Raw genomic sequence first — 21,999 nt, forward strand, 5'->3', positions numbered from 1 at the left:
GTGTTACAAAATAACCGCAAAACAAACAGTAAAACGGTAAATGGTCCAAGATAAAAAGTCCAAAAAGTTTGAGATATTGCCTGAATTCCAGTGGATTCTAATGAATCAGGACCTAGTCCATCGCGACAAATCCACGCAAAAGGAATTAATAGAACGACCAGCAAAAGTAAAAAATTTATAATTGCTTTGATAAAAATGCCCCCAATTGAACATACAATATTTCGACTAAACGTAACAAGCTTCTTATTATAACTATAAACTACCACTGTTCAATGGAATTTCTTAGCAGTTGGAATGCAATTCAAATATAGCTGTGATTTTTCATTCCAAAATAATCATCACTTTGTTTTAGTATTCGTTTTTAATTTTTCTAAAGCTTTTTCCAAAACAACATCACTTGTTCCTAATTCAAACTCAGGTTGCGAGTACACCAATATATCAGGAAAAATACCATTACAATCGTATAGTTTACCATTTGCCTGAAAAGAAGCCATCCTCGATATTTTAAAACCAATGCCGCTATTTTCCAGGCGAAAAGTTTTGCTCCTGCCACTACCTCCACTACTTGGTGTACCGATAATTTTTATATTCTTACGTCTTTTTAACGCACCAAGAAAAATATCTGTTGCACTAAAGCAATTGCTATTTATAAGTACAACAATAGGTTGACTGTAATAATACACACTTTTGTTACCGGAGTGCTTTAAAATAAAATAATGCCATTGAGAAAAATCCTGTACAGGAGGATTCCACTCAGGAATAAAAGAAGTTTTGAACTGCGCAATTACTTCTCGTTCTTCTTTTGACCAAATGGCAGAATTTTCAGGGTAAAGAAAGCGACTTTGTAAATAACCATCCTCAATTTCATGAGGGGATTTTCGGTATTTTGCAACATTGACAATCTGCGGTTTTTCGCCAGGTGACATAAAGTAGGCAAATAAAACCTTAAGAATATCGCGCGAACCTCCACTATTTCCTCGAACATCAATGATCAATCCTCGTGTCGTTCTAAACTGATCCATCGCAGTATAAATTTTTTCAATGTCTTCAATCTCATCGCTCATAGAAGGAATTCGTAGGTAGCCTATATTTCCAATAAGCTTGGTTTTAGTTCGTGGCCATTTTCCGTAATACGCTTTTTTTGAAGATAATTTAACTTTCGTTTTAAAAGTTTCCGCTTGCCTTGACTCTAAAACTAGTTCTAACTCATTAGTATTTTTAACACCTAATTCTTTTCGCAAAATTCCAATATATCGCAAGTTTTTCATAGCTCTTTTTCGCATCAATTGGGGAGAACCTTTGACCACAGATTGCTTGCTTACTTCTAGCCATTTTTCTATTTTAATCCCATCCATTTCTTTAATATAAAGAAATTTTTGATGAAAAAAAGATTCGCGATTTTCCATAAAAATAAAAATTCGTCGATTATGTTCTCCAAATAAAAAAGGAGTGAATAGTTTATTGGGAAATACCTTTCTCGCTCCTCTTATAGCAGCATGTCCATCAGGAAAAAGAGCCAATATTTTATTAATTTGTAATGCCAAATTCCCCACCTCTATCCCTTCTCCAATATTACTAGAGATAACCTCTAAAGCTTTTTGATAGTTTACCTCGCGCAAAAGTAGATAAGAAAATTTACTCTCTAAATATTGCTGGAATTCTTTTAAATCCTCAACTGCTTGCGCACGAGGTAACCAACGTTTTGCCCATTTATTTTCATTTGGATACTCAAAACGCTTGCTAATATAAGAAAAATCACTCTCTTGACAAAAAATTCCCACCATTGAAATGAATATCAAATTTAATAAAAACTTCATAGAAAAATCCTTAACACATAAAGCCTATTAAGTTAGTGAAGAAAAGTAATGTCGCGTTACTTTCTCTCGCTAACTTATCAACGGGTACTGGGTTTGTTATTAATTGCTAAAAAAGCCTCATACTGCGCTACACAAAATTCCGAAATTTTTTGTAAGAAACGGCAATACTTATCATCGAAATGAGCAACAAGAAAAGTACACTCCACACTATTGTCCAAGATAATTTAAAAAGTATTATCAATAAACTCACTTCAAAGACAAATGCTGCACTAGCGCAAGTGATAGGACTTTCTATTTGCAGAGAAATAAAAAAGCAAAAAGCAAAGAGAGACAACGAAACAACGATAAGTAATTTTGGCGCTACTTCAAAATACTGTTCTGCGGAAATATACAGCAGAAAAATCACTATTATCACTAATCGCAAACTAAGTTTTACTAACCATATTGTAGAACGCCGCGCTGTTAAACTTAGTAAAAACAATAGGTTATTTTTGCTTTGTTCAGTGCTAAACGATGTTACACCCAAAAAAAGTAAATATATTACCCAAACGCCCATAACCACATGATCAACATAATATTTTTCAATTGTCACAAACCGCATTATCATAAAGGCAACAACAATTGCAAACGTCATATTTTGTATTGTGCGCCATTCTTTCCAAAAAAGAGCCTTAGTCATATTTATATCTCCTTAATGCACAACAATAGAATTGTCATTGCGGTCACTGTAGTAAAGTTTCTTATCTTCACCAACATAAAAAACGCCTTGATTTTCATCGATGTAATCTACCCAGGAATGGGCAGGCAATTTTTTGTCTAATAATGTTTGCTTTTTCGTATCATAGTAATAAAGCTTTTTATTTCCTTGGGTATATCCCAAAATAATATAACCTTTTCTCTTCCAATTTATCATCCGCATAACATCAAGCGATTTTTCGTATACGATTTTATTGGTCGTAAATTCTCGCTTCTGCACCACATTTTCAGTATTTAGTAAAAAATATTGATTTCCTATGTCAACGAACCGACCTGTCAACTCTTTTGTTTTACCATTTTCCAAGTCGACAAAAATCATTTGCTCGTAGTTCGAAATTATACATTGGTTGGTGGCTGTGTGGATTTTTAAAACGTACACTGATCTATCGCTTCTTTTAGCCTCGTATATTTTTTTTAGCTGGTTACTGCGTAAATCCTGTATCCAAAACTCAATAGAATCCCCTGTATAATAACTTTTCTCTAGGACAAGAAAGCGGTTTTCTAGTATTTCTACATTTAAATTAAATAGCAAAGGATCATTTTCTGCTCCAAAAATTTGTTTAGTACTTTGGTCTATTTGCATAGACTTACTGTTAAGTCCGAACTTTACCAAATGTAGATTTTTTTGGTTCAAAAAATAAGCGTAGTTATCGAATATTCCTATAAAATTTAAAGATCTATCTATTTGATAAGCAACATGATTATCTAATCTATCTTTAACCTGAACAATATCCAATTGCTTTGATCCTAAAAAAAGTAAATAATTTCTTTTACAGTAAAATGTTCTATGAACACTAGGATCAAATGGAATGTCATATTTTTTTTTATTTATACAATTATATACATAATACTTCTTTAAAGATGGTATTCCCCAACTGTGCTCGATGTTATAGGCTAATAAATATATTAATTCATTCCCCCAAGAAAAGAAATCATCACAATACACATTTGTCTCTTGCATTTTTTTTGATTCATAGTCAAATGTTTTTATACTTTGGCTGTAGAGAATCATTTCTTGAAAGTGTGAGGTCTTTTGGGCTCCAAAAGTATTCTTATTTATATGCCAATAATCTAATTTATACTGCACATTATTAAGCTGTAAAAAAATGCAAATAAGAATAGTTCCGATACTAAGAAATAAGGAACTAATTCTTCTTATTGATTTATAATAAATAAAACGTTGGTAGCTCATAAGAATTGCGGAAATCCCTACTCCTACAAAAATAACAATACCGCTTTTACGAATAACCTCGAATATTTCTTTTTCGTAGGGACGATATACTTTTCCTATTTGAAAACTGTAATAAATGCAAAAAATTTCTACTGTAAGCAACAAACCAATCAAGACTTTTACTATAGGAATTTCTTTTTTTGATAGTAACAACAAACCAATAATGATTGCTGTTACGCAAATAATTATCGTTAGAATAGGCAAAAAATATAAAGCATACAAAACTAACGATAAAGCTATTGCCCCTACGCAAAAAACTACAACACTCGAAAAAACGATCACCAAACTATTCTGAAAGATATGAGAACTTAATATCGCTACAGTCGTTAATACAAAGTATAAAATATACACTACAGGTTTAAATGCGTAGGCATAAAAAACACCGTGAAAAATGATAGATAACAACGCTATGTAAAAAAGGTTCGAAAACCATACAAAACGACGCGAAATTGGCAATGCTGTCGAGAATTTTCCACTATTTTGTTCATCGTCTCCACTAAAAACAACAGCAGGTAATAGTAAAGATAAGAATATTGATGTGAGTCCATATACCAGAGTAGCCACTAAGTGAAGCCTTGCGTCAGAAATAACTATAGCGAGTAAGTTAAGCGCGCAAAACAGAAAAAAAATTGCCCGCGTTTTGCGCCACTCTTTCCACAGCAATTGTTTCATATTATCGCCTCCTCAGTCAGACATTCTACAAAGACATCTTCAAGACTCATGTGTACAATACGAATGTCTTTTCCACCCATTTCTCTCAATGCTTTTTCGTGTAGCTGATTGTAGTCGCGAATAGTTAGCATACACTCTCGTCCTAATTGTTGCTGGTGTAAAACACCTTCTAGCTCAATATTTTCAGGATAAACATCAAATGAAACTTGCACTTTTCGAAATGTATTTTTTAACTCATCCACAGAGTAAGTTTTTTCTATTTTCCCATTGTGAAGAAAACCAATCGAGTCAGCAATGCGTTCTACATCTTGCAATAAGTGAGATGAAATAATGACTGTATGTCCTTCTTTCTCCACAGTCTCAACTACGCATTCCAAAAATTCGCGGCGAACAGCAACATCAAGCCCCGAAGTTGCTTCATCTAGAATAAGTAGTTGGGGACGATGCGCCATAGCCATTGTAAGTAGTAATTTACTTTTAAAGCCGCGTGACAGATGTTTGATTTTGGCTTTGCGATCCAAAGAAAATTTTTCTACTAGTTGCTTTTCATACTCAAAATCCCAAGTAGGATAAAATCGCGAAACAAACCACAAAATTTCGCGAATAGTCATCCACTCATACATTTGTAAACCTTCAGCTACATAACCTACGCGTTGTCGTATTTTCCAATCATACTTTTGAGAATTTAAGTCAAATACTTTTGATTCTCCACTTGTAGGAATTTCAAGCCCTAACAAAGTGCGCAATAATGTTGTTTTACCTACCCCATTCTTTCCAACAAGAGCATAAACAACACCAGCAGAAATACTTAAATTTACGTTGTTAAGAACCTGTTTTTTTCCAAACGTCTTACTTAAATTTTGTATAGAAATCACTTCACTCATATGTCTTTCTCCTCAATGTTTTTGAACGCAGTAATTTTTTCATCTAACACATTGCGAATCTCATCAAAAGTAAGCCCTAAGTTTAAACCTTCAACAATAGCAGGAGACATTTTTTCCCCTACTAAACGCTTTTTCTCTTCTTCAGTAAAAATATTCTGCGTAACCATAACAAAAACCCCTTTTCCTTTATGTGAACGAACAACGTTATTTCTTTCTAATTCACGATAAGCTTTTGCAACAGTATTAGGGTTTACTATTAGCTGTTTTGCTAGTTCACGCACCGAAGGTAACTTCTCATTTTCTTTCAAACGATTTGATGCAATAGCATGTTCAATGTGATCCATTATCTGCTTATATATTGGAATACTCGATTCTGGTTGAATTTGAATAAACATTCATATCCTTTCAATGTATAACGGCAACAATGCACCACTGTATTAGTTCAGCAGTACAGTTATCTGTATTAGTGTATTAGTACAGCATTTCTTTGTCAATCTTTTTTTTACTTTTTATAATAAAATAATAGGGCGTGTCATCATTCAATACAGATAAAAATATAGCGGATTCATTTAATGATACGCCAGTAGTATTGAGCCCGAGCCCGTTTGCGAGCCCGCGCCCGAAAACTTTTTGAGAGCGACAAAAAGTGATTTATTGGTTCAATACTAGTTTTTTGCGATGGAAAAAGAAACTTTGCTTCTTTGATAAATTGTTAGTGAAAGTTTCGGAAACGGGCTCGGGCTCGGGCTCGAAAAAACACACAATATTTTGAATGATGACACGCCCTAGTTTTTTTTAAGGAAATGAGTGTTTGGAGTGTAAAACAGAAATGTTGTTTATTCTAGCTTTATTGGTATTGAAACTAGATTTCTCAGCATCTAAAATTTGATAATGTTTGTGTACTTATTTTGTAAATAAACATTATAAGAATCTAGACTATTTTGATTCTGAAAATGAAAATTTGCGCAGGCTTTTGAGTTAGCTTCAACTGCAACAGCTATTTTTTAAGTTTAGAAATAGCATTTTTTCTAAAAGGCTCAATGCTTTTTGACAAATGAGGAGATATTGCCACTGCTTTGTCCCAATCGTCTAACGCTAATTGATATTTTTGCGTATAAAAATAAACAAGCCCTCTACTTTTATATGCGCTAGAATCTTTGTTGTTGAGTTTGAGCATAGCGTTAAAATCAGGTAAAGCTTTGTTAAAATTTCCTTTTGTATAGTAGACTCGCCCTCGATGATAGTAAGCTTTCCTATACTTCGGGTCTAAATCAATCGCTTTGCTATAACTATCAATAGCAAATTTATATTTCTCTAACGATATATATGATAGGCCCATTATATGGTAACCTTTTGGATTCTCAGAAATTAATAGGCCTTGTTCGCAGGCTTTTATTGCTTCTAAATTTTTTCCCATAGATCTATAGCTTACAGCTTTACTATTATAAAATTTATATGATTTGGTAATTGATTTTTGAATGCACGCATTTTGATCTTTTATTGAAAGTTCAAATTGTTGGGTATTATGATAAGCGAGTCCTCTACTGTTTAGAGAGACAATATCATTAGGATTGTGGTCAATTAGCTTTGAAAATAAGTCTATAGCAATATGAAATTTTCTAGCATTGAAGTTTGCGTATGCTTGTGAGTAGATAGTAGATCTTTGTTTTGCGGTTAGTTTTTTCTTTGCTTTAGGATTGTTTTGTTTTTTAGGAGGTACTTTATTTTGCTTTTTTGGTGTTTTGCCGTTTGTTTCTTGAGAATTTTCTTTTGCACTTGTTTCCTTTATGTGTTTTGTCGAATTTTTTGTAACACTTAACTTAGAAGAGTTATCTTTTTTTCGTATTTTGTTTGGGTTCTCTAAACTACTTGTTTTATTTGGCTTATCAGCTGTGCTTGTTTCCTTTATGTGTTTCATCGAATTTTTTGTAACATTTAACTTAGAGAAGTTATCTTTTTTTTCTATTTTGTTTGGTTTCTCTAAACTACTTGTTTTATTTGGCTTATCGGCTGTGCTTGTTTTAACTGCGACTTCTACTTCTTCGTATTGTGTCTGCGGTTTAGAGGAAGTTTGAAAAATGAGTAGAAAAAAAATAAAAGTGACAGCAACACCACTAACAGATAACCACATAGAAAATTGGCTCTTTTTTTGTACTTGGGTACGTAATTTTTTTGCACTGCGACTTTTGTTTATGGATGTTTTTTCTCTTTGTCGCTTATCTATCTTAGCTGTTTTTTCTCTGTGACCTTTTTTTATCTTCGCTGTTTTTTCTCTTTTGGCTATTGATTTTCTATTTTGATTCCTAGACGACCTCTGGATTTTTGACGTACGCCCACTTATGTTTGTCGCCTTAAGATTTGTACTAACGTTGAGAAATTTTTGAATTCCCTTGAGTTTTACCTCTAACTCTTCACTGGAAATACGGTTGTCCCCGTTTTTTTCAACCGCTTGTTCTATAGCAACAGTGAGTTGTTGCGGTAGCTTTTGTTCACTGCATTCGGACAAAAGAGGTAGTTTAGTATTCACGATTTTATTGATAGTTGAAACATATGTTCCGCCATAAAAAGGAGAATGTGATTCCCAGGTAAAAAATTGGTGAAACATAGCACCAAGGCTAAAAACATCGCTGTTTTTGTGAACTCCTCCTTCTACTTGCTCTGGACTAATATAACTCGGAGTACCAACCACGCTATCAGTGTTTGTCAAAGTAACTAAACTTTCTTCATCAGATTTCGCAATTCCTAAATCAAGTAGTTTAACCTGCCCTTCACAAATAATAATATTGGAAGGTTTTATATCGCGATGAATTACTCCATTGTTATTTAAATAAGCTACAGCACTACAAATTTGTATGGCAATGTCTATTTGTTTAAAAATATCAAGTGAAAAACGTTGATTGCGAATAATGTAAAGTAAATCAGGGCCAGAAACAAATTCCATAATGAGAAAATAACTATGCTGTAGATTTAATAACTCGATAGCTTTTACGATATTGTCGTGATTTGCCTTTTTCAAAAAGTAATATTCTCGTTTAAAGCGCTCTATTTTCTTGCTACAGTTTTCCCCTTGCGTAAGCAAACACTCCTTTACCGCAACTAAACGATTTTCCTTCATATCCAAAGCAAGATAAACTTTCCCCATGCCTCCTTGTCCTAATATTTTCTGGAGTTGGTAGCGGTTATTAAGCACTATATTTTTCATTTTGTTCCCCTTGGGATTTCTTTACCTAAATATATTATTATTCTTATTTATTTTATAATAGGTAGACTACATGTTCAATTAGTAAATAATTTAGCTAAAATGTCAACAAGTCACGATTTAAAAGACATTACTATCCGAGAACGAGAAAAATTTTTCGAATTTATCCGTATTGCGGATATTGTTTTGCAGCCATTCAAATGTCATGCGGAAATGAAGAAATTTCACCCCAAAAACCTACCTACTATGTATATAACAGCTGTTACAATGGCGGACAAAGAAAAAGTCAAAAAAGCAAACCGAAAATGGCGCACATCTCCAACTGGCTATTACGCAGATTGTAAGAAATGTGAGAAATTAAACCACGTACGTTATCTAGTTTTTATGCGGCAATATAAACGAGCTTTTGACAAAGCAGAAGAAATTTTCGAAGATACTTCTAGTTATTGGAGGTGAAGAAGCGTTGGAGGATGCACCAGGAATTTTGATGATCCCAGCTCTACAAAGAGGCGAAATCGAGCGCGCTAGACGTTACCATAACACATCAAGTACTTAACAATAAATACGATACCCGTTCTCCCTTTTTTGCTTCTTCAACATCTTGAGAGAAACATAACAGACATAAAAATATCACGACAAGAACAGCACACAATTTTTTCATTTTTAAATCCTTATTTTTTGCCAAAACCAGGCATTTTGAATTTTATACTCCCGGTGGGAGTATAAACTTCTGTTTCTTCAAAACTAAAAGATGTTGTTACAAGAGCTTCGAATAATTCTTCGGTTGTTTTTCGTGGTTCTTTGTCAAGAGCGTACTCGATAAAGCGACCCGGTATTTGAAGATGTAAATCAAAAGCAGAAAGTTGCGGTTTTTCTAAGCTTTTAGGGATTTGAGTGATAGATTTTTTATACCATTTAGGAAGTTGCTCGATGCCTATTTTACTTTGAGAAATATACTTTCCCAGTGTTTCTTTTCGTATGTCAACTTCCCACATAGAAATGCTGCTAACAGTATTGGCGGCCAGAATTTTACCATCTTTATGCCAACTTAAGGCATATACAGATGAAGTGGCTTCTAAAGTTGTTATTTTCTTTTGGCTAAAAACGTTCCACAGATCTACGGTTTTATCAGCTCCGCCAGTAGCAATAATACGGCTATCTGGTTTCCAAGATACTGCATAATTTAAGCCATGAAGCGGTAACTTACCAATTATTTGGTACTTTGTCATATCCCAAATATATATATAATCACCGTTTTTGGAACGCGAACTAAGCAGTTGTCCATTTGGACTCCACATCGCGCCTCCTTCTATAGGTTTTTCATGACCACTAAGAGTTTTGATTTTTTGCCAGTTTTTTCTCTGCCACACATGTATATCCTTGCCTTCTGTTGTTATAAAGCGTTCACCATCACTACTCCAATCGACTCCTTTTGCTTGAATAGTTTTTACTTTGGTTTTTCGTTGCCAATCCCAAAAGACAACGTTAGCACCCAATGATGCGAGAATTTTGCCATCGGGGCTCCATACCACAGCAATTACCTTGTCTGGATGCGAAAAAGTCGCGAAAGGGGTAGATGATCCTATACGCCACAAACGCACGGTTTTATCATAAGACGAAGAAGCCAAAATACTATCTTGTGGATTCCAGTCTAAAAAAACTGCTAAATCGCGATGGCCGACAAATTCTGCTATTTGCTTACCACTTTTCGTCGCAACATATATATTGTTCTTCACTGCCAATGCTATATTCGCTCCCTGATTATCCCAACGAATAACGTTTATTGAACCATCTTCTTGTACGGGAATAGGTGCTAAAACTTTAGGTATAGTCACATCCCAAATAGCCACTTTCTCTACTGAGTGAGAAGCAAATGCTGTTCCGTCATTATTCCACTCGCCGTGTGCGATTTTTTTGTGTCCTGTAAAAGTAGAAATCTGTTGCTGTTGTTTGACATTCCACAAACGTATTACCGTGTCGAAGGAAGACGTTGCAATTAAACTATCATTAGGACTCCACTTGGCAGAGATAAATGCATGTTTATTTGGGCTACGCAGTAAAGCAATTTGACCTTTTCCATTGCTATCCCATACGCGAATTGTCCTGTCTTGGGAAATAGTAGCTACATACTTACTATTATTACTCCAACTAGCTCCTGTAATATACTTAAGATGTCCACCAAAATCTCTTTTTTGCGCTGTTTTGATATTCCACAAAGTAACGATATTGTCAAAAAAATGACAGACCAAAAATTTTCCATTCGGACTAAAAGACATAAAGTTTATTGCTGTTTGATAGCGTTTGCCATTTTCGATAGCAGGAATCATGCGGTGCGTAGAATTGTGTAGAGTTTTTATTTTTTTTCTAGTGCGAACACTCCATATATGGATGTCCTTTTCATTTTGTCTGAGAACAGCTATGTATTTTCGATTCCTGCTAACAACGACCTTGGAGACTTTTGTAAGTGGCAATAAAACTTCTTTTTCACCGCTAAAAATATCTAAGGTAGTAAGAGGTTCTAAAGAAGTAATCATTCTGCTTTTATCTAGCCATGAATAAAATATGTGATGTGAGTGTGTTTTTACTATTTTGCGCTTAGATACACTCCAAATATTAATATCACTTTGCGAAGTAGCCATTAAAAATTCTCCGCCTGGAACCCACGCAATAGAATTGATACGATTATTTTGGGTAAACTCTGCTATTTGTTTATTAACGTCAATATTCCAAATGAAAATACGGCTTACTTTTTGACTAGTAGAAAAGAAAGCCAATGTTTTATTATCTTTATGCCATACCGTTTTCCCCATTGATGCTTCTTTGTCTTGCGGAAAAATTTTGCGCAATAGTGGATATCTGTACATCGCTGCTTGCACAAGAGCCTTACCTTTTTTTATTTCCACCGCTACTTCTTCACGAGGTATATCTTTTATTACCTCTAAACCCATGCCAGCAAAAACACCACATTCGCGCCATTTCCCCTGATCGTAAGCTTCTTCTGCTTTTACCAAAACGATTTTCGAAAGTCTAATCGCATTTGTTTTGGCATTTTTCTGTGCTTTTTGTTTTGCTTTCTCGGCTTTTTGTTTTTCTTCTAAAGCACTTTCTTCTGCTTCTAGAGCTTTTAGTTTTTCATTAATCGCAATCCGCTGCGCTTTTTCTGCAATGCGCCACTGCAAAAATGAAAATACACTACCAACAACAACACATAGAAAAATTACTGTTGTTGTCAGAAAAGCGGTGCGATGTCGTTTTGCTAACTTTTGCAAACGTGTCCACGTCGTAGGTGGTTTTGCCATAATTGGGCGGTCTTCGAGAAAATTTTGAAGATCTTTCGCTAACATTGCCGCACTTTTATAACGCTTTTTAGGATCTTTCTCTAAGCACTTTAAGATGATTGCCTCAAGTTCCATCGATGTTTCAGGGTTGAGGGAACGAGGGTGTATTGGTTCATCATTCCAAACTTGTTGAATAATATTAATATAAGTAACACCCTCAAAAGGAGCGCGCCCTGTTATCACCTGATACAGTGTTGCTCCTAAAGAATAAACATCAGCGCGTTTATTGATTTTCTTATCACCACGTGCTTGTTCAGGAGGCATATAAGCTGGAGTCCCTATCACGTCACCCGTTTTCGAAATGTTGTCTTGTGATCCCACAACCTTTGCCAAACCAAAGTCCATAATTTTCGGTTGTAGCGCCTTATCAATCATAATATTAGCAGGCTTGATATCGCGGTGAATAATCCCCTTGCTATGCGCATAATGCACCGCTTCTACAACCTTCAACATCATGCCAACCAGTTGCCGCGCATCAACGTTAGTAGATTTCACAAATTCCTTGAGCGAAGCGCCCGCCACTAAGTCCATAGTGAAATAAGGGGTTTTGGAAAAAACACCAATATCGTGAACGCGAATAATATTAGGATGGTCAAGAGCGGCCGTTGCTTTTGCTTCTTTAATAAAACGATTTATTTGCGTTTCACTATCAGTTTCGGCGATGAGTGTCTTAAGCGCAACGGTTCTATCTAATTGAATGTCTTGTACCTTATAAACCGTTCCCATTCCTCCTTGCCCTAGTTTACAGATAACCTCGTAGCGATTTCCCAAAATTTTGCGTGAATCATTCTGCGGCGCATCGTCATTCGCAGATTTATTGGATGCGTTTTGGTGTCGCGGAGCTTGGGTGTCAGGTTTAACACGAGACACTCCTTGTAATTGCCCTAACATGCTTTTAGCCTGCGCATGATTTGGATCAGCAGCCAAAATAGCAGCTAAATCGTTCTGCGCTTCTACCATTTTGTTCAAGCGAGTCCGCGCAAAAGCAAGATAGTAACGAACATTTACATCTTGAGGATACGTAGATAAGTATTGCACCGCACATTTTTCTACTTCGCTCCACTGTTGCTGTTGCAGTAAGCGATAAATATGCTGTTGCATTTGTTGTATGCTACTCATTTTTTAAGCTTCCCTTGGATTTTGACAAAATTGTGTTAAAGGCAAATACAATTAGCGCTTATATCAATTTCTTTATCGAAAATTATAAATACAAACCATGGAAACATCTAGTGAAATTATTTTATATCTTTCTACATTGAACAGCTACTTGCCTTTTGTTATATTCTTGTGCTATTCCAATCTTCTATAATATTGCGAGGACAAAAATGAACATTCGTAGAGAAATAAAGACAGATGAAGAAGAGGTTTATACAATAAACGAGTTAGCATTTGAAACATCAGCGGAAGCAAATCTTGTAAACGTTTTACGCGAAAAAGCGCACCCGGTGATTTCTCTAGTTGCTGAGAAAAACGGCAAAATTGTCGGACATATCATGTTTTCACCTGTTAATACTTCTCAAAATGTCAAAATTATGGGTCTCGCACCAATGGCAGTGCATCCAGAGCATCAGCGTCAGGGAATTGGTGGAGCTCTTATTCGCAGGGGAATAGAAGAGTGTCAACAGCAAGGCGTTGTTGCTATTGTCGTTTTAGGGCATCCGCAGTACTATCCTCGTTTTGGTTTTGTTCCTTCTACACAATTTGATATTAGCTGCGAATACGATGTACCGCCGGAAGTGTTTATGGCAATGGAGCTGCAACCTGCTGCGCTGGAAAATATAACAGGAGTTGTTAAGTATCATGAAGCTTTTGGCAGTGTTTAAGCAAAATAATAAACCGCAAAAGTTATAATTGACTAACTTTTTTATAGTTCAATTACTTTTGTTCTTTTTTCCATAATTGTAGGAATATTTTCGCTTGCGAATATTTCCTTAACTTTCTATAACATTGCGATATTTCTAAATAAACATTTACAAAGTCGGTTTTTAGTCTCTTTGCTTTTTTGTAATCGAAAATCGCTTCATTGTATTTTTGCAGTTTTTGATAACAACGACCTCTTTTGTAATAGCCTTCGTAATCATTAGGGTACCTTTTTATGGATAACGAAAAATCGTCCATTGCTAAAGAGTATTTTCCTAATTTATAATATGTGTCGCCACGTCTTATAGCCAAAAAGCGAGCAGGATAACCCATGTCAATAGCTTTATTCATATCTGCTAAGGCCGAATTATCTTTGTTCAAACTTGTAAAACTAATACTGCGATTAACATAGTGCTCATAATTCTTTGGCTGCAATTCAATTAGCTTAGAGAAGTCTTTAATAATGATGTTATTCCTTTTTAGAATACCTGCTATGTTGATCCTAAACTCATATAAATATACTTTGTGTTTCATTTGTATAGGTTTCGATATAGCTTTGTCTATAGCTATAGATATATATTCAAAAGCTTTTTTATATTTCTGTTGCTGTCTATATATTAATGCGATGCTCTGGTAATAAAAATATAGGGAACTGCTTATTTCTATTGCTTTTAGATAGGACTCTATCGCTTCATCATATTTTTCTAAATAATAAAAACAAATTCCTTTGTGCATGAATAAACTATGTACATCAGGAAGTTCTTTTATAGCTACTTTCGAATAATAAAGTGCTTGGCGGTGATTTTCTATATCATTATAAGTTTGAATTAAATTTTTATAAGCGTCTATATTCTTCTTGTTTAAATTAATCGCTTTTTTGAAATCAATGATTGCTTCTTTCTGTTTTATCATTTCAAGGTGTATCTCACCACGAGATTGAAGCATTTCGCTTGTTGGTTTTATTGCAATTGCCTTATCAATAGCTAATAAAGCTTGCTTAAAAGCATTGCATCGGAAATATGCCTTAGCTTGTGCAAGATGTGCATTGGCATTTTTTGGATTTGCTTCCAGAACTTTATTATTATAACTGATAGAAGCGCCATATTTCTTATGAATATACGCCCATTTTGCTAAGCGCTCATAGTTTTTTTTCGGAACTTGTGGCTTAGAGTTTTTTTGGGAAACCACAAAAGCTAGTATTAAAATAATAGAAGAATAAGTAACACGAAAAACATAATCGCGGTATTTCATCGCGAAATTGTGCAATTTTTTTTGTGGCACAACGGATGATTGTCTTTTTTTTATTTGTTGTAGTCTTCGCGAGCGAGAAGTTATTCGCAAAGCGTTATTTTTTTTAACTAGTGGTGATTTACTTGGAGGTGATTTACTTGGAGGTGATGTACGAACAACATCTTGTCCCAAAATAGCACAAAAAGCGCGATGCATTTCGGACACGTCTATGCGTTTATTTACATCGCGTACAATCGCATTGTCGACAATTTCCGAAATAGGGTCATAAAAAGAATGTACTTTAGGAACGCGAAAAATAATGGGTGGCAACGTTGTTTTTGTTATCTTATCTAAGGCAGCAGTAATACTTGATGCTTGATGAGGAGACTCAGGCAACCATAAAAAAAATTGGTAAAACATCACTCCAAGAGAAAAAGCATCGCTCTTGTTGCTAGCACCTTCAACGAGTTGTTCTGGACTCATATAAGCAAGTGTACCTATAGTATGACCAATTTTTGTCAGGGCTGTTTGGCCTTGTTGCATGTCTTTCGCAATCCCCAAATCCAAAACTTTGGGAATTCCACGGTACTTACACAAAATAATATTCGCTGGTTTTAAATCACGATGGATAACACCTTGTTTGTTAAGCATTGCGATAGCACTACAAATTTGAATCACAATGTTCAACTGCTCTTCAACACTCAAAGATAAAGGCTTTTCTACAATCAGTGATTCTAACGAATAACCATCCACATATTCCATAACAATATAATAAGTATTTTGATATTCAAAGAAATCAATCGCACGAACAATATTAGGATGGTTAATACTTTTTAAAAAATCATACTCTCTCTGCAATCTTTTAAGCTTACGTTGCTCATCAGCTGAAGGCAAGATAATTGTTTCTTTGACAGCCACAAGAGTGTTTGTCTCTATATCAAAAGCACGATAAACCGTCCCCATACCGCCACGACCAAGCTCTTGTTCTATTTTGTATTTATTATTAATTAGCATAATACTCCACTTTCTTGTGAAAATAACAAGAATATTATACCAGAGCGATATCGCAAATCAGAAAACTATTTCTAAAATTCAATGTGGTCTGGGAGGTTACAAGACCGTATCTTGTTATGGTGTCAATAGTATAGATCTGATATACGGTGCAAACAATGTGTATTTGTATACCGCACCATGCAATATTTACAACAAAACCTTATAAACAACAACACAATACAACACCCAATAAACGAAGAATCCCTATAACAACGTGCGATGCAGGGGCGGTCTTGTGCCGCCCGGATTACAATAAAAGACGATAAACAACAGCTTTGTATATCGCAAATGTGCATTGTTTACACCAAACACGAACAAATCCCTATAACAACAAGCGATGTAGGGGCGGTCTTGTGCCGCCCGGATTACAATAAAAGACGATAAACAACAGCTTTGTATATCACAAATACACATTGTTTGCAACCAATCCCTATAACAAACATACTTTGTATACCACACCATGCAATATTTACAACAAAACCCTATAGCAACACGCGATGTAGGGGCGGTCTTATGCCGCCCGGATTACAATAAAAGGCGATAAACAACAGCTTTGTATATCACAAATACATTGTTTGCACTGTATATCAGATCTATACTATTGACACTATAACAAGATACGGTCTTGTTATGCCCAGACTACATTGAATTTTAGAAATAGTTTTCTGGTTTGCGATGTAGCAAAAAGAAAATTACCCTCATTTTTATTTGTGATTCTACATTACAATCAAGACATGTCAATAAGAGATCAAAGCTGTTGCTTATTGTCTTTTATTGTAATCCGGGCGGCACAAGACCGCCCCTACATCGCACGTTGTTATAGTTGTTTTTTTTGTAGATATTGCGTGGTGTGGTATACAAAGTTGTTGTTTATCGTCTTTTATTGTAATCTGGACGGAACAAGACCGCTCTTACATCGCACGTTGTTATAGGGTTTTGTTGTAAATATTGCGTGGTGGTATGCAAAGCACGTTTGTTATAGGGATTGGTTGCAAACAATGTGTATTTGTGATATACAAAGCTGTTGTTTATCGTCTTTTATTGTAATCCGGGCGGCACAAGACCGCCCCTACATCGCGTGTTGTTATAGGGATTTGTTCGTGTTTGGTGTAAACAATGCACATTTGTGATGTACAAAGCTATTGTTTATCGCCTTTTATTGTAATCTGGGCGGCATAAGACCGTCCTACATCACGCGTTATTGTAAGTTTAAATTTGAACTGGAATAATCGTCCTAGAAAGTTGCTGTTTTGCGGTTTGGGGTATTAAAATGTTTTCCACATGAATATCTATTAAGGAGAACATATGTTACCAAATCGCAAAAATATTCGACTAAATTCATACGATTACTGTAAGGCAAGAAAATACTTTGTAACAATATGTTGTGAGGGTGGAACAAGTTATTTTGGAAAAATAGAACATTCGCAAATGTTTGTTAATAAGTTAGGAGAAATGATCGAATCACAGTTGATCATTTTACCAAAGTATTTTACAAATGTTTGTATTGATTGCTATCAAATTATGCCCAACCACATTCATGGCATTATTGAAATAAAATCAAAAAGGACTGGTATTAATCTATCGAAGATTATAGGACAATATAAATCGATAACAACAAATCTTTATATCGATGGTGTACATAAATATAACTGGCCAAGGTTCAGAAAAAGATTTTGGCAACGCGGCTTTTATGAACGCATTATTCGCAATGATAGAGAATTAAAAAATACGAGGATATATATCAAACAAAACCCTATAAATAACCAATCCCTATAACAACGTGCGATGTAGGGGCGGTCTTGTGCCGCCCGGATTACAATAAAAGACGATAAACAACAACTTGTATACCACACCACTCAATATTTACAACAAAACCCTAAACAACCAATCCCTATAACAACATGCGATATAGGGGCGGTCTTGTGCCGCCCGGATTACAATAAAAGACGATAAACAACGGTTTTGTATACCGCACGATGTAATATCTACAAAAAAAACAACTATAACAACGTGCGATGTAGGGGGTCTTGTGCCGCCCGGATTACAATAAAAGACGATAAACAACGGTTTTGTATACCGCACGATGCAATATCTACAAAAAAAACAACTATAACAACGTGCGATGTAGGGGCGGTCTTGTGCCGCCCGGATTACAATAAAAGACGATAAACAACAACTTGTATACCGCACGATGCAATATCTACAAAAAAAACAACTATAACAACGTGCGATGTAGGGGCGGTCTTGTGCCGCCCGGATTACAATAAAAGACGATAAACAACAACTTGTATACCACACCACTCAATATTTACAACAAAACCCTAAACAACCAATCCCTATAACAACGTGCGATATAAGGGCGGTCTTGTGCCGCCCGGATTACAATAAAAGACGATAAACAACAACTTGTATACCGCACGATGTAATATCTACAAAAAAAACAACTATAACAACGTACGATATAGGGGCGGTCTTGTGCCGCCCGGATTACAATAAAAGACGATAAACAACAACTTGTATACCGCACGATGCAATATCTACAAAAAAAACAACTATAACAACGTGCGATGTAGGGGCGGTCTTGTGCCGCCCGGATTACAATAAAAGACGATAAACAACAACTTGTATACCACACCACTCAATATTTACAACAAAACCCTAAACAACCAATCCCTATTAAATCCAAGTGCCTTAGTGGAAATAAGAAATAGAAAGGGCGAACTCTTAGAATTCGCGAAGATGAATTTTTTCAAGATCAAAAAAGAAAAAAAATGAAAACTTCTCAAGGTCGAGCCGAAATAAGAAAAAAAGCTCTTGTTGAACATCGTATTTCTCATCAAGTTAAAAGTCAAGAGCGTAAGGCTCAATACTTGGAAGCCGTAAAAACCAATTTGATGGACGATGTCATGCTGCTATTCTTAATTTGCACCTTGCCCTTCAATATTGAGATTCACAAAAAAACAAGCTACCGCTTAGATAAAACTATTCGGTGTTCTAGTATTGAACCCTTTCTGTCGCTCTCAAAAAGTTTTCGGGCGCGGGCTCGCAAACGGGCTCGGGCTCAATACTACTGGCGTATCATTAAATGAATCCGTTATATTTTTATCTGTATTGAATGATGACACGCCCTAGTTTTTAGCCCCTACTTTTTTTTACCAGATCCCTGACATATTGATGCATTTTGCGATGCTTTTCTGTTGTGACATCTATTTTATTTGGCATCGCGATGAAGCCAAAAATTTGTTCTATTTCTAGTTCGTTTTTTTGTATTTTATTTTTGATAAATTCGCGAAATTGTGGGTTTTTTTCATATGAATCAATAAATAGATTTTTTTTCTTTTTCGTACCGAATCGAATACCTCGTGAAAAAGATAGTCCATCATCGTCTTGACGAGCCAATTTCCAGTTATGTATGTGCTTTGTTTGTAGGTAGTCGCGATACACATGAGTAGAGGATGTTTTCTCTATTACTGGGTTTGAGATTGCTATAGATCTCTTCCAAATTTCAAAACGGAATTGTTTGGTGTATTTCTCCGAATGACAAGTTAAACATTGGTAGTTGGCAATAGACTTATGAGAATATAGAACTCCCACAATCAGTGATGTAATAGTAATAACTATAAAAAACCATATCAAATATGTACTGTATTTTCTCATTTATACATCTCATCTTCTGTCTTAGTGGTTAAAGAATAATTTATCTTTTACAAGAGAGCCAATTTTTTGTATCGATTCACCAATTGTTTCAATGGGAACAGATACTTCTTGTATACCACGGACATCGCCTTCTTTCCAGTCTGTTTTTGGACTTTGCGGATGATTGTTGTGGCAATTGACGCAACTTTTTTTCAAAGGCACTGCTTCTGAGTACCGAAGATACGATCTACCGTTCATTTTTTCAATTTTTGCGAAAGAAGTGATACTAGGGTTTTTTTTAATTGACGCGAAAATGTTCTTTTGAAAGGAATCAAATTCGTTTTGAGCGCGCCATGGAAAAGGATATTCACTGTACAGTTCAACGTGCAAGCCATGTCCTTTTTCTCCTAGTTCGTCTATTTCTTTTGCAAACGAAATGGTAAATGTTGCAGGAAAAGGAATTTCGTTGATATTTTTGGGATCATGAGAAACTTTAATTTGAGGATTTAGTTTTAGTTTGGCTACTATTTCATTAGAGTACTTAGAGCGAATTTGGTTTAGTGATTTCACAAAAAATTTAGCGGTTTTTAAGGCTGCTCTTTCATGCTGGTGTTGCATAGTAAATATTGTGCTAACTAAAATTACCGAAACAGCAAATAGTAGTATTGCAACTCCCCAGTATAAGCGGCGTATGATTTTTTGGGTATTTTGGTGTTTGTGTGCTGATTTTGTGATTTTCTGCTGGAGAGCGGTTACTCCTTTATTCTTTGCGGTAACTTTTGCTATTTGGGATTGAGCTAATGCGAATTCTTTATTGCTAAGTGCTAACTGCGCATAGTCTAACCTTGCTACATCTTCGCCAAGAACGGCTGTTTCATTGTTGGGCCATAATAGTAAAGATTGCTGAAATGCAGAGATAATGTCTTGGAATTTTTCGTACATGTCATCTTTTGATGTTTCTTTGCTGATACTTTTTAATTTGTTGTGGGCATTATTTGAAATGGTGATACTTTCTTTGTGCTCTAAAAAGCGATTGAGTTCTTGTTGAAATTCTTTGACATTTTGATAGCGATCTTTAGGTTCTAGACTCAGTGCTTTGTAACAAATATTGGCAATACTTGGATGAATATGATCAGGAAGAGGTTTGATATCTCCTTCTAAACTCTGCAAGAGAGTGCTGCGGATATCTTCTCCACAGTGAGGCGGAGAGCCGCTAAAAATTCGATATAAAATTCCTCCTAATAAATATATATCAGTCCAGCGACCAATGTTTTGACCATTGCCGGCTAGTAATTCTGGGGCTATATAACTTGGAGTTCCCATTGCTCCGACAACATCACTTTTCGATAAGCACAAGTGACTGTGGTCCTCTGAAATATCAACAGCCAATCCCCAATCCATTACAAATACTTCACCAAACTCACCAATAATAATGTTCTCTGGTTTTAAATCACAGTGGATAATATCCTTGCTATGAGCAAAGGCAATTGCATTGCAAACGGATATGAGAATTTGGATGTGTTCTTTTTCGCTTTTTCTTTTAGGCTCAGCAAGTAACTCCATCCATGTTGTACCAGCGACCAACTTCATTGACATAAATAGATTATCATTATCGCGAAATAAGTCATAAACAGGTACGATGTTTGGATGATTTAAAAAAGCCGTTATTATAGCTTCAGCGATGAACTTATGATTTTGACTGAGACAACTTTTTTTGCTGTTTTTAATGGCGACAGAGCGTTGTAAGTTTTTTTGCCAGCCTTCAAATACAACAGCCATACCACCTTCTCCAATTTGTTTTTCTACATTATAATTAGTTAAGTTGTGAGGCATTGCAATTGAAGAAGTATTTGAAAAATCGACATCTATTGTGTCATTTGGAGAAGCATTTTCGTCTATTAAAGTTTGTCTTTGTTCCATGCTTTCCCAGTTTTGATCGTTATCAAAAGTTGCTCCTGGGTCACAAATTTTATTCAGAATATCTTCATTAATATTTTTCATGGCTATCTCTATTTATGATTTTTATAAAGTGATTGAAAAATTGCATTAACATTTAGTCGCGGAAATCTTATTTTCCATACATTTTTTCTAAAAAATCGCGTATTAGTGATTAGCTAACCGCCAAAAGTAATTACCCATTGGCATTTTGCTCTTTTATTTCCTAGCTTTGTTGCTCCTTAGTTACGCAGCTATAGCTCCGCGCCTTCGTCTCGCCGCGCTAAAAAATAAAATCCCTGCATTCAATGGGTAACTACTTTTGTCAGGCCACTTAGGAAAAAAAACTCGTTTCGCTCTGCTTTTGGTTGATTTAATCAAATGCGTA

General features: G+C 35.4%; 14 protein-coding genes. 4 read left to right on the top strand and 10 right to left on the bottom strand.

Annotated elements, in window-relative coordinates; genetic code table 11:
• Window positions 1-338: 338 nt before the first annotated feature.
• The 6 genes from UABHE_RS11035 to UABHE_RS11060 all read right to left on the bottom strand — a co-directional run bounded on the left by UABHE_RS11035 (window position 339) and on the right by UABHE_RS11060 (window position 8,562).
• Window positions 339-1,817: a S41 family peptidase gene (locus tag UABHE_RS11035; RefSeq protein ID WP_372370329.1), complete on the bottom strand. Its 1,479-nt coding sequence runs from the start codon at window positions 1,815-1,817 to the stop codon at window positions 339-341.
• A gap of 127 nt (window positions 1,818-1,944) precedes the next feature.
• A complete protein-coding gene (locus UABHE_RS11040) occupies window positions 1,945-2,496 on the bottom strand; it encodes a hypothetical protein (protein WP_372370330.1) in 552 nt (183 codons plus the stop codon).
• A gap of 12 nt (window positions 2,497-2,508) precedes the next feature.
• The gene (locus tag UABHE_RS11045; protein ID WP_372370331.1) at window positions 2,509-4,476 is read right to left on the bottom strand and encodes a hypothetical protein; all 1,968 of its coding nucleotides are present in this window, start codon (window positions 4,474-4,476) and stop codon (window positions 2,509-2,511) included.
• Window positions 4,473-5,360: an ABC transporter ATP-binding protein gene (locus UABHE_RS11050; RefSeq protein ID WP_372370332.1), complete on the bottom strand. Its 888-nt coding sequence runs from the start codon at window positions 5,358-5,360 to the stop codon at window positions 4,473-4,475. The genes UABHE_RS11045 and UABHE_RS11050 overlap by 4 nt, the downstream gene beginning before the upstream one ends.
• Entirely contained in the window at window positions 5,357-5,755 is a 399-nt protein-coding gene (locus UABHE_RS11055; RefSeq protein ID WP_372370333.1) for a GntR family transcriptional regulator, read from the bottom strand. The genes UABHE_RS11050 and UABHE_RS11055 overlap by 4 nt, the downstream gene beginning before the upstream one ends.
• 602 nt (window positions 5,756-6,357) lie before the next feature.
• Window positions 6,358-8,562 (bottom strand): protein kinase, encoded by a 2,205-nt coding sequence (locus UABHE_RS11060; protein ID WP_372370334.1) that lies wholly within the window; start codon window positions 8,560-8,562, stop codon window positions 6,358-6,360.
• A gap of 99 nt (window positions 8,563-8,661) precedes the next feature.
• On the opposite strand from UABHE_RS11060, the gene UABHE_RS11065 reads away from it, so the two are divergent.
• Entirely contained in the window at window positions 8,662-9,015 is a 354-nt protein-coding gene (locus UABHE_RS11065; protein ID WP_372370335.1) for a hypothetical protein, read from the top strand.
• 215 nt (window positions 9,016-9,230) lie between these two features.
• Here the strand turns inward: UABHE_RS11065 and UABHE_RS11070 are convergent, their stop codons facing one another.
• The gene (locus UABHE_RS11070) at window positions 9,231-13,016 is read right to left on the bottom strand and encodes a protein kinase (protein WP_372370336.1); all 3,786 of its coding nucleotides are present in this window, start codon (window positions 13,014-13,016) and stop codon (window positions 9,231-9,233) included.
• Between the two features lie 206 nt (window positions 13,017-13,222).
• On the opposite strand from UABHE_RS11070, the gene UABHE_RS11075 reads away from it, so the two are divergent.
• Window positions 13,223-13,720 carry a GNAT family N-acetyltransferase gene (locus UABHE_RS11075; protein WP_372370337.1) on the top strand — a complete coding sequence of 166 codons (498 nt, stop codon included), beginning with the start codon at window positions 13,223-13,225 and terminating at the stop codon, window positions 13,718-13,720.
• Between the two features lie 52 nt (window positions 13,721-13,772).
• On the opposite strand, the gene UABHE_RS11080 is transcribed toward UABHE_RS11075, so the two are convergent.
• Window positions 13,773-16,001, bottom strand: coding sequence for a protein kinase (locus UABHE_RS11080; protein WP_372370338.1), 2,229 nt, complete (start codon window positions 15,999-16,001; stop codon window positions 13,773-13,775).
• Between the two features lie 1,344 nt (window positions 16,002-17,345).
• Between UABHE_RS11080 and UABHE_RS11085 the strand changes: the two genes are divergently transcribed.
• Both UABHE_RS11085 and UABHE_RS11090 read left to right on the top strand, forming a co-directional pair.
• Window positions 17,346-17,816 carry a transposase gene (locus UABHE_RS11085; RefSeq protein ID WP_372370339.1) on the top strand — a complete coding sequence of 157 codons (471 nt, stop codon included), beginning with the start codon at window positions 17,346-17,348 and terminating at the stop codon, window positions 17,814-17,816.
• A gap of 995 nt (window positions 17,817-18,811) precedes the next feature.
• Window positions 18,812-19,129, top strand: coding sequence for a hypothetical protein (locus UABHE_RS11090; protein WP_372370340.1), 318 nt, complete (start codon window positions 18,812-18,814; stop codon window positions 19,127-19,129).
• Window positions 19,130-19,175: 46 nt separating this feature from the next.
• On the opposite strand, the gene UABHE_RS11095 is transcribed toward UABHE_RS11090, so the two are convergent.
• Window positions 19,176-19,697 carry a hypothetical protein gene (locus tag UABHE_RS11095; protein ID WP_372370341.1) on the bottom strand — a complete coding sequence of 174 codons (522 nt, stop codon included), beginning with the start codon at window positions 19,695-19,697 and terminating at the stop codon, window positions 19,176-19,178.
• Between the two features lie 21 nt (window positions 19,698-19,718).
• The gene (locus UABHE_RS11100; RefSeq protein ID WP_372370342.1) at window positions 19,719-21,677 is read right to left on the bottom strand and encodes a protein kinase; all 1,959 of its coding nucleotides are present in this window, start codon (window positions 21,675-21,677) and stop codon (window positions 19,719-19,721) included.
• Between the last annotated feature and the right edge of the window lie 322 nt (window positions 21,678-21,999).

This window comes from Candidatus Uabimicrobium helgolandensis, assembly GCF_041508025.1.
GTDB classification, from domain to species: Bacteria; Planctomycetota; Uabimicrobiia; order Uabimicrobiales; family Uabimicrobiaceae; genus Uabimicrobium; species Uabimicrobium helgolandensis.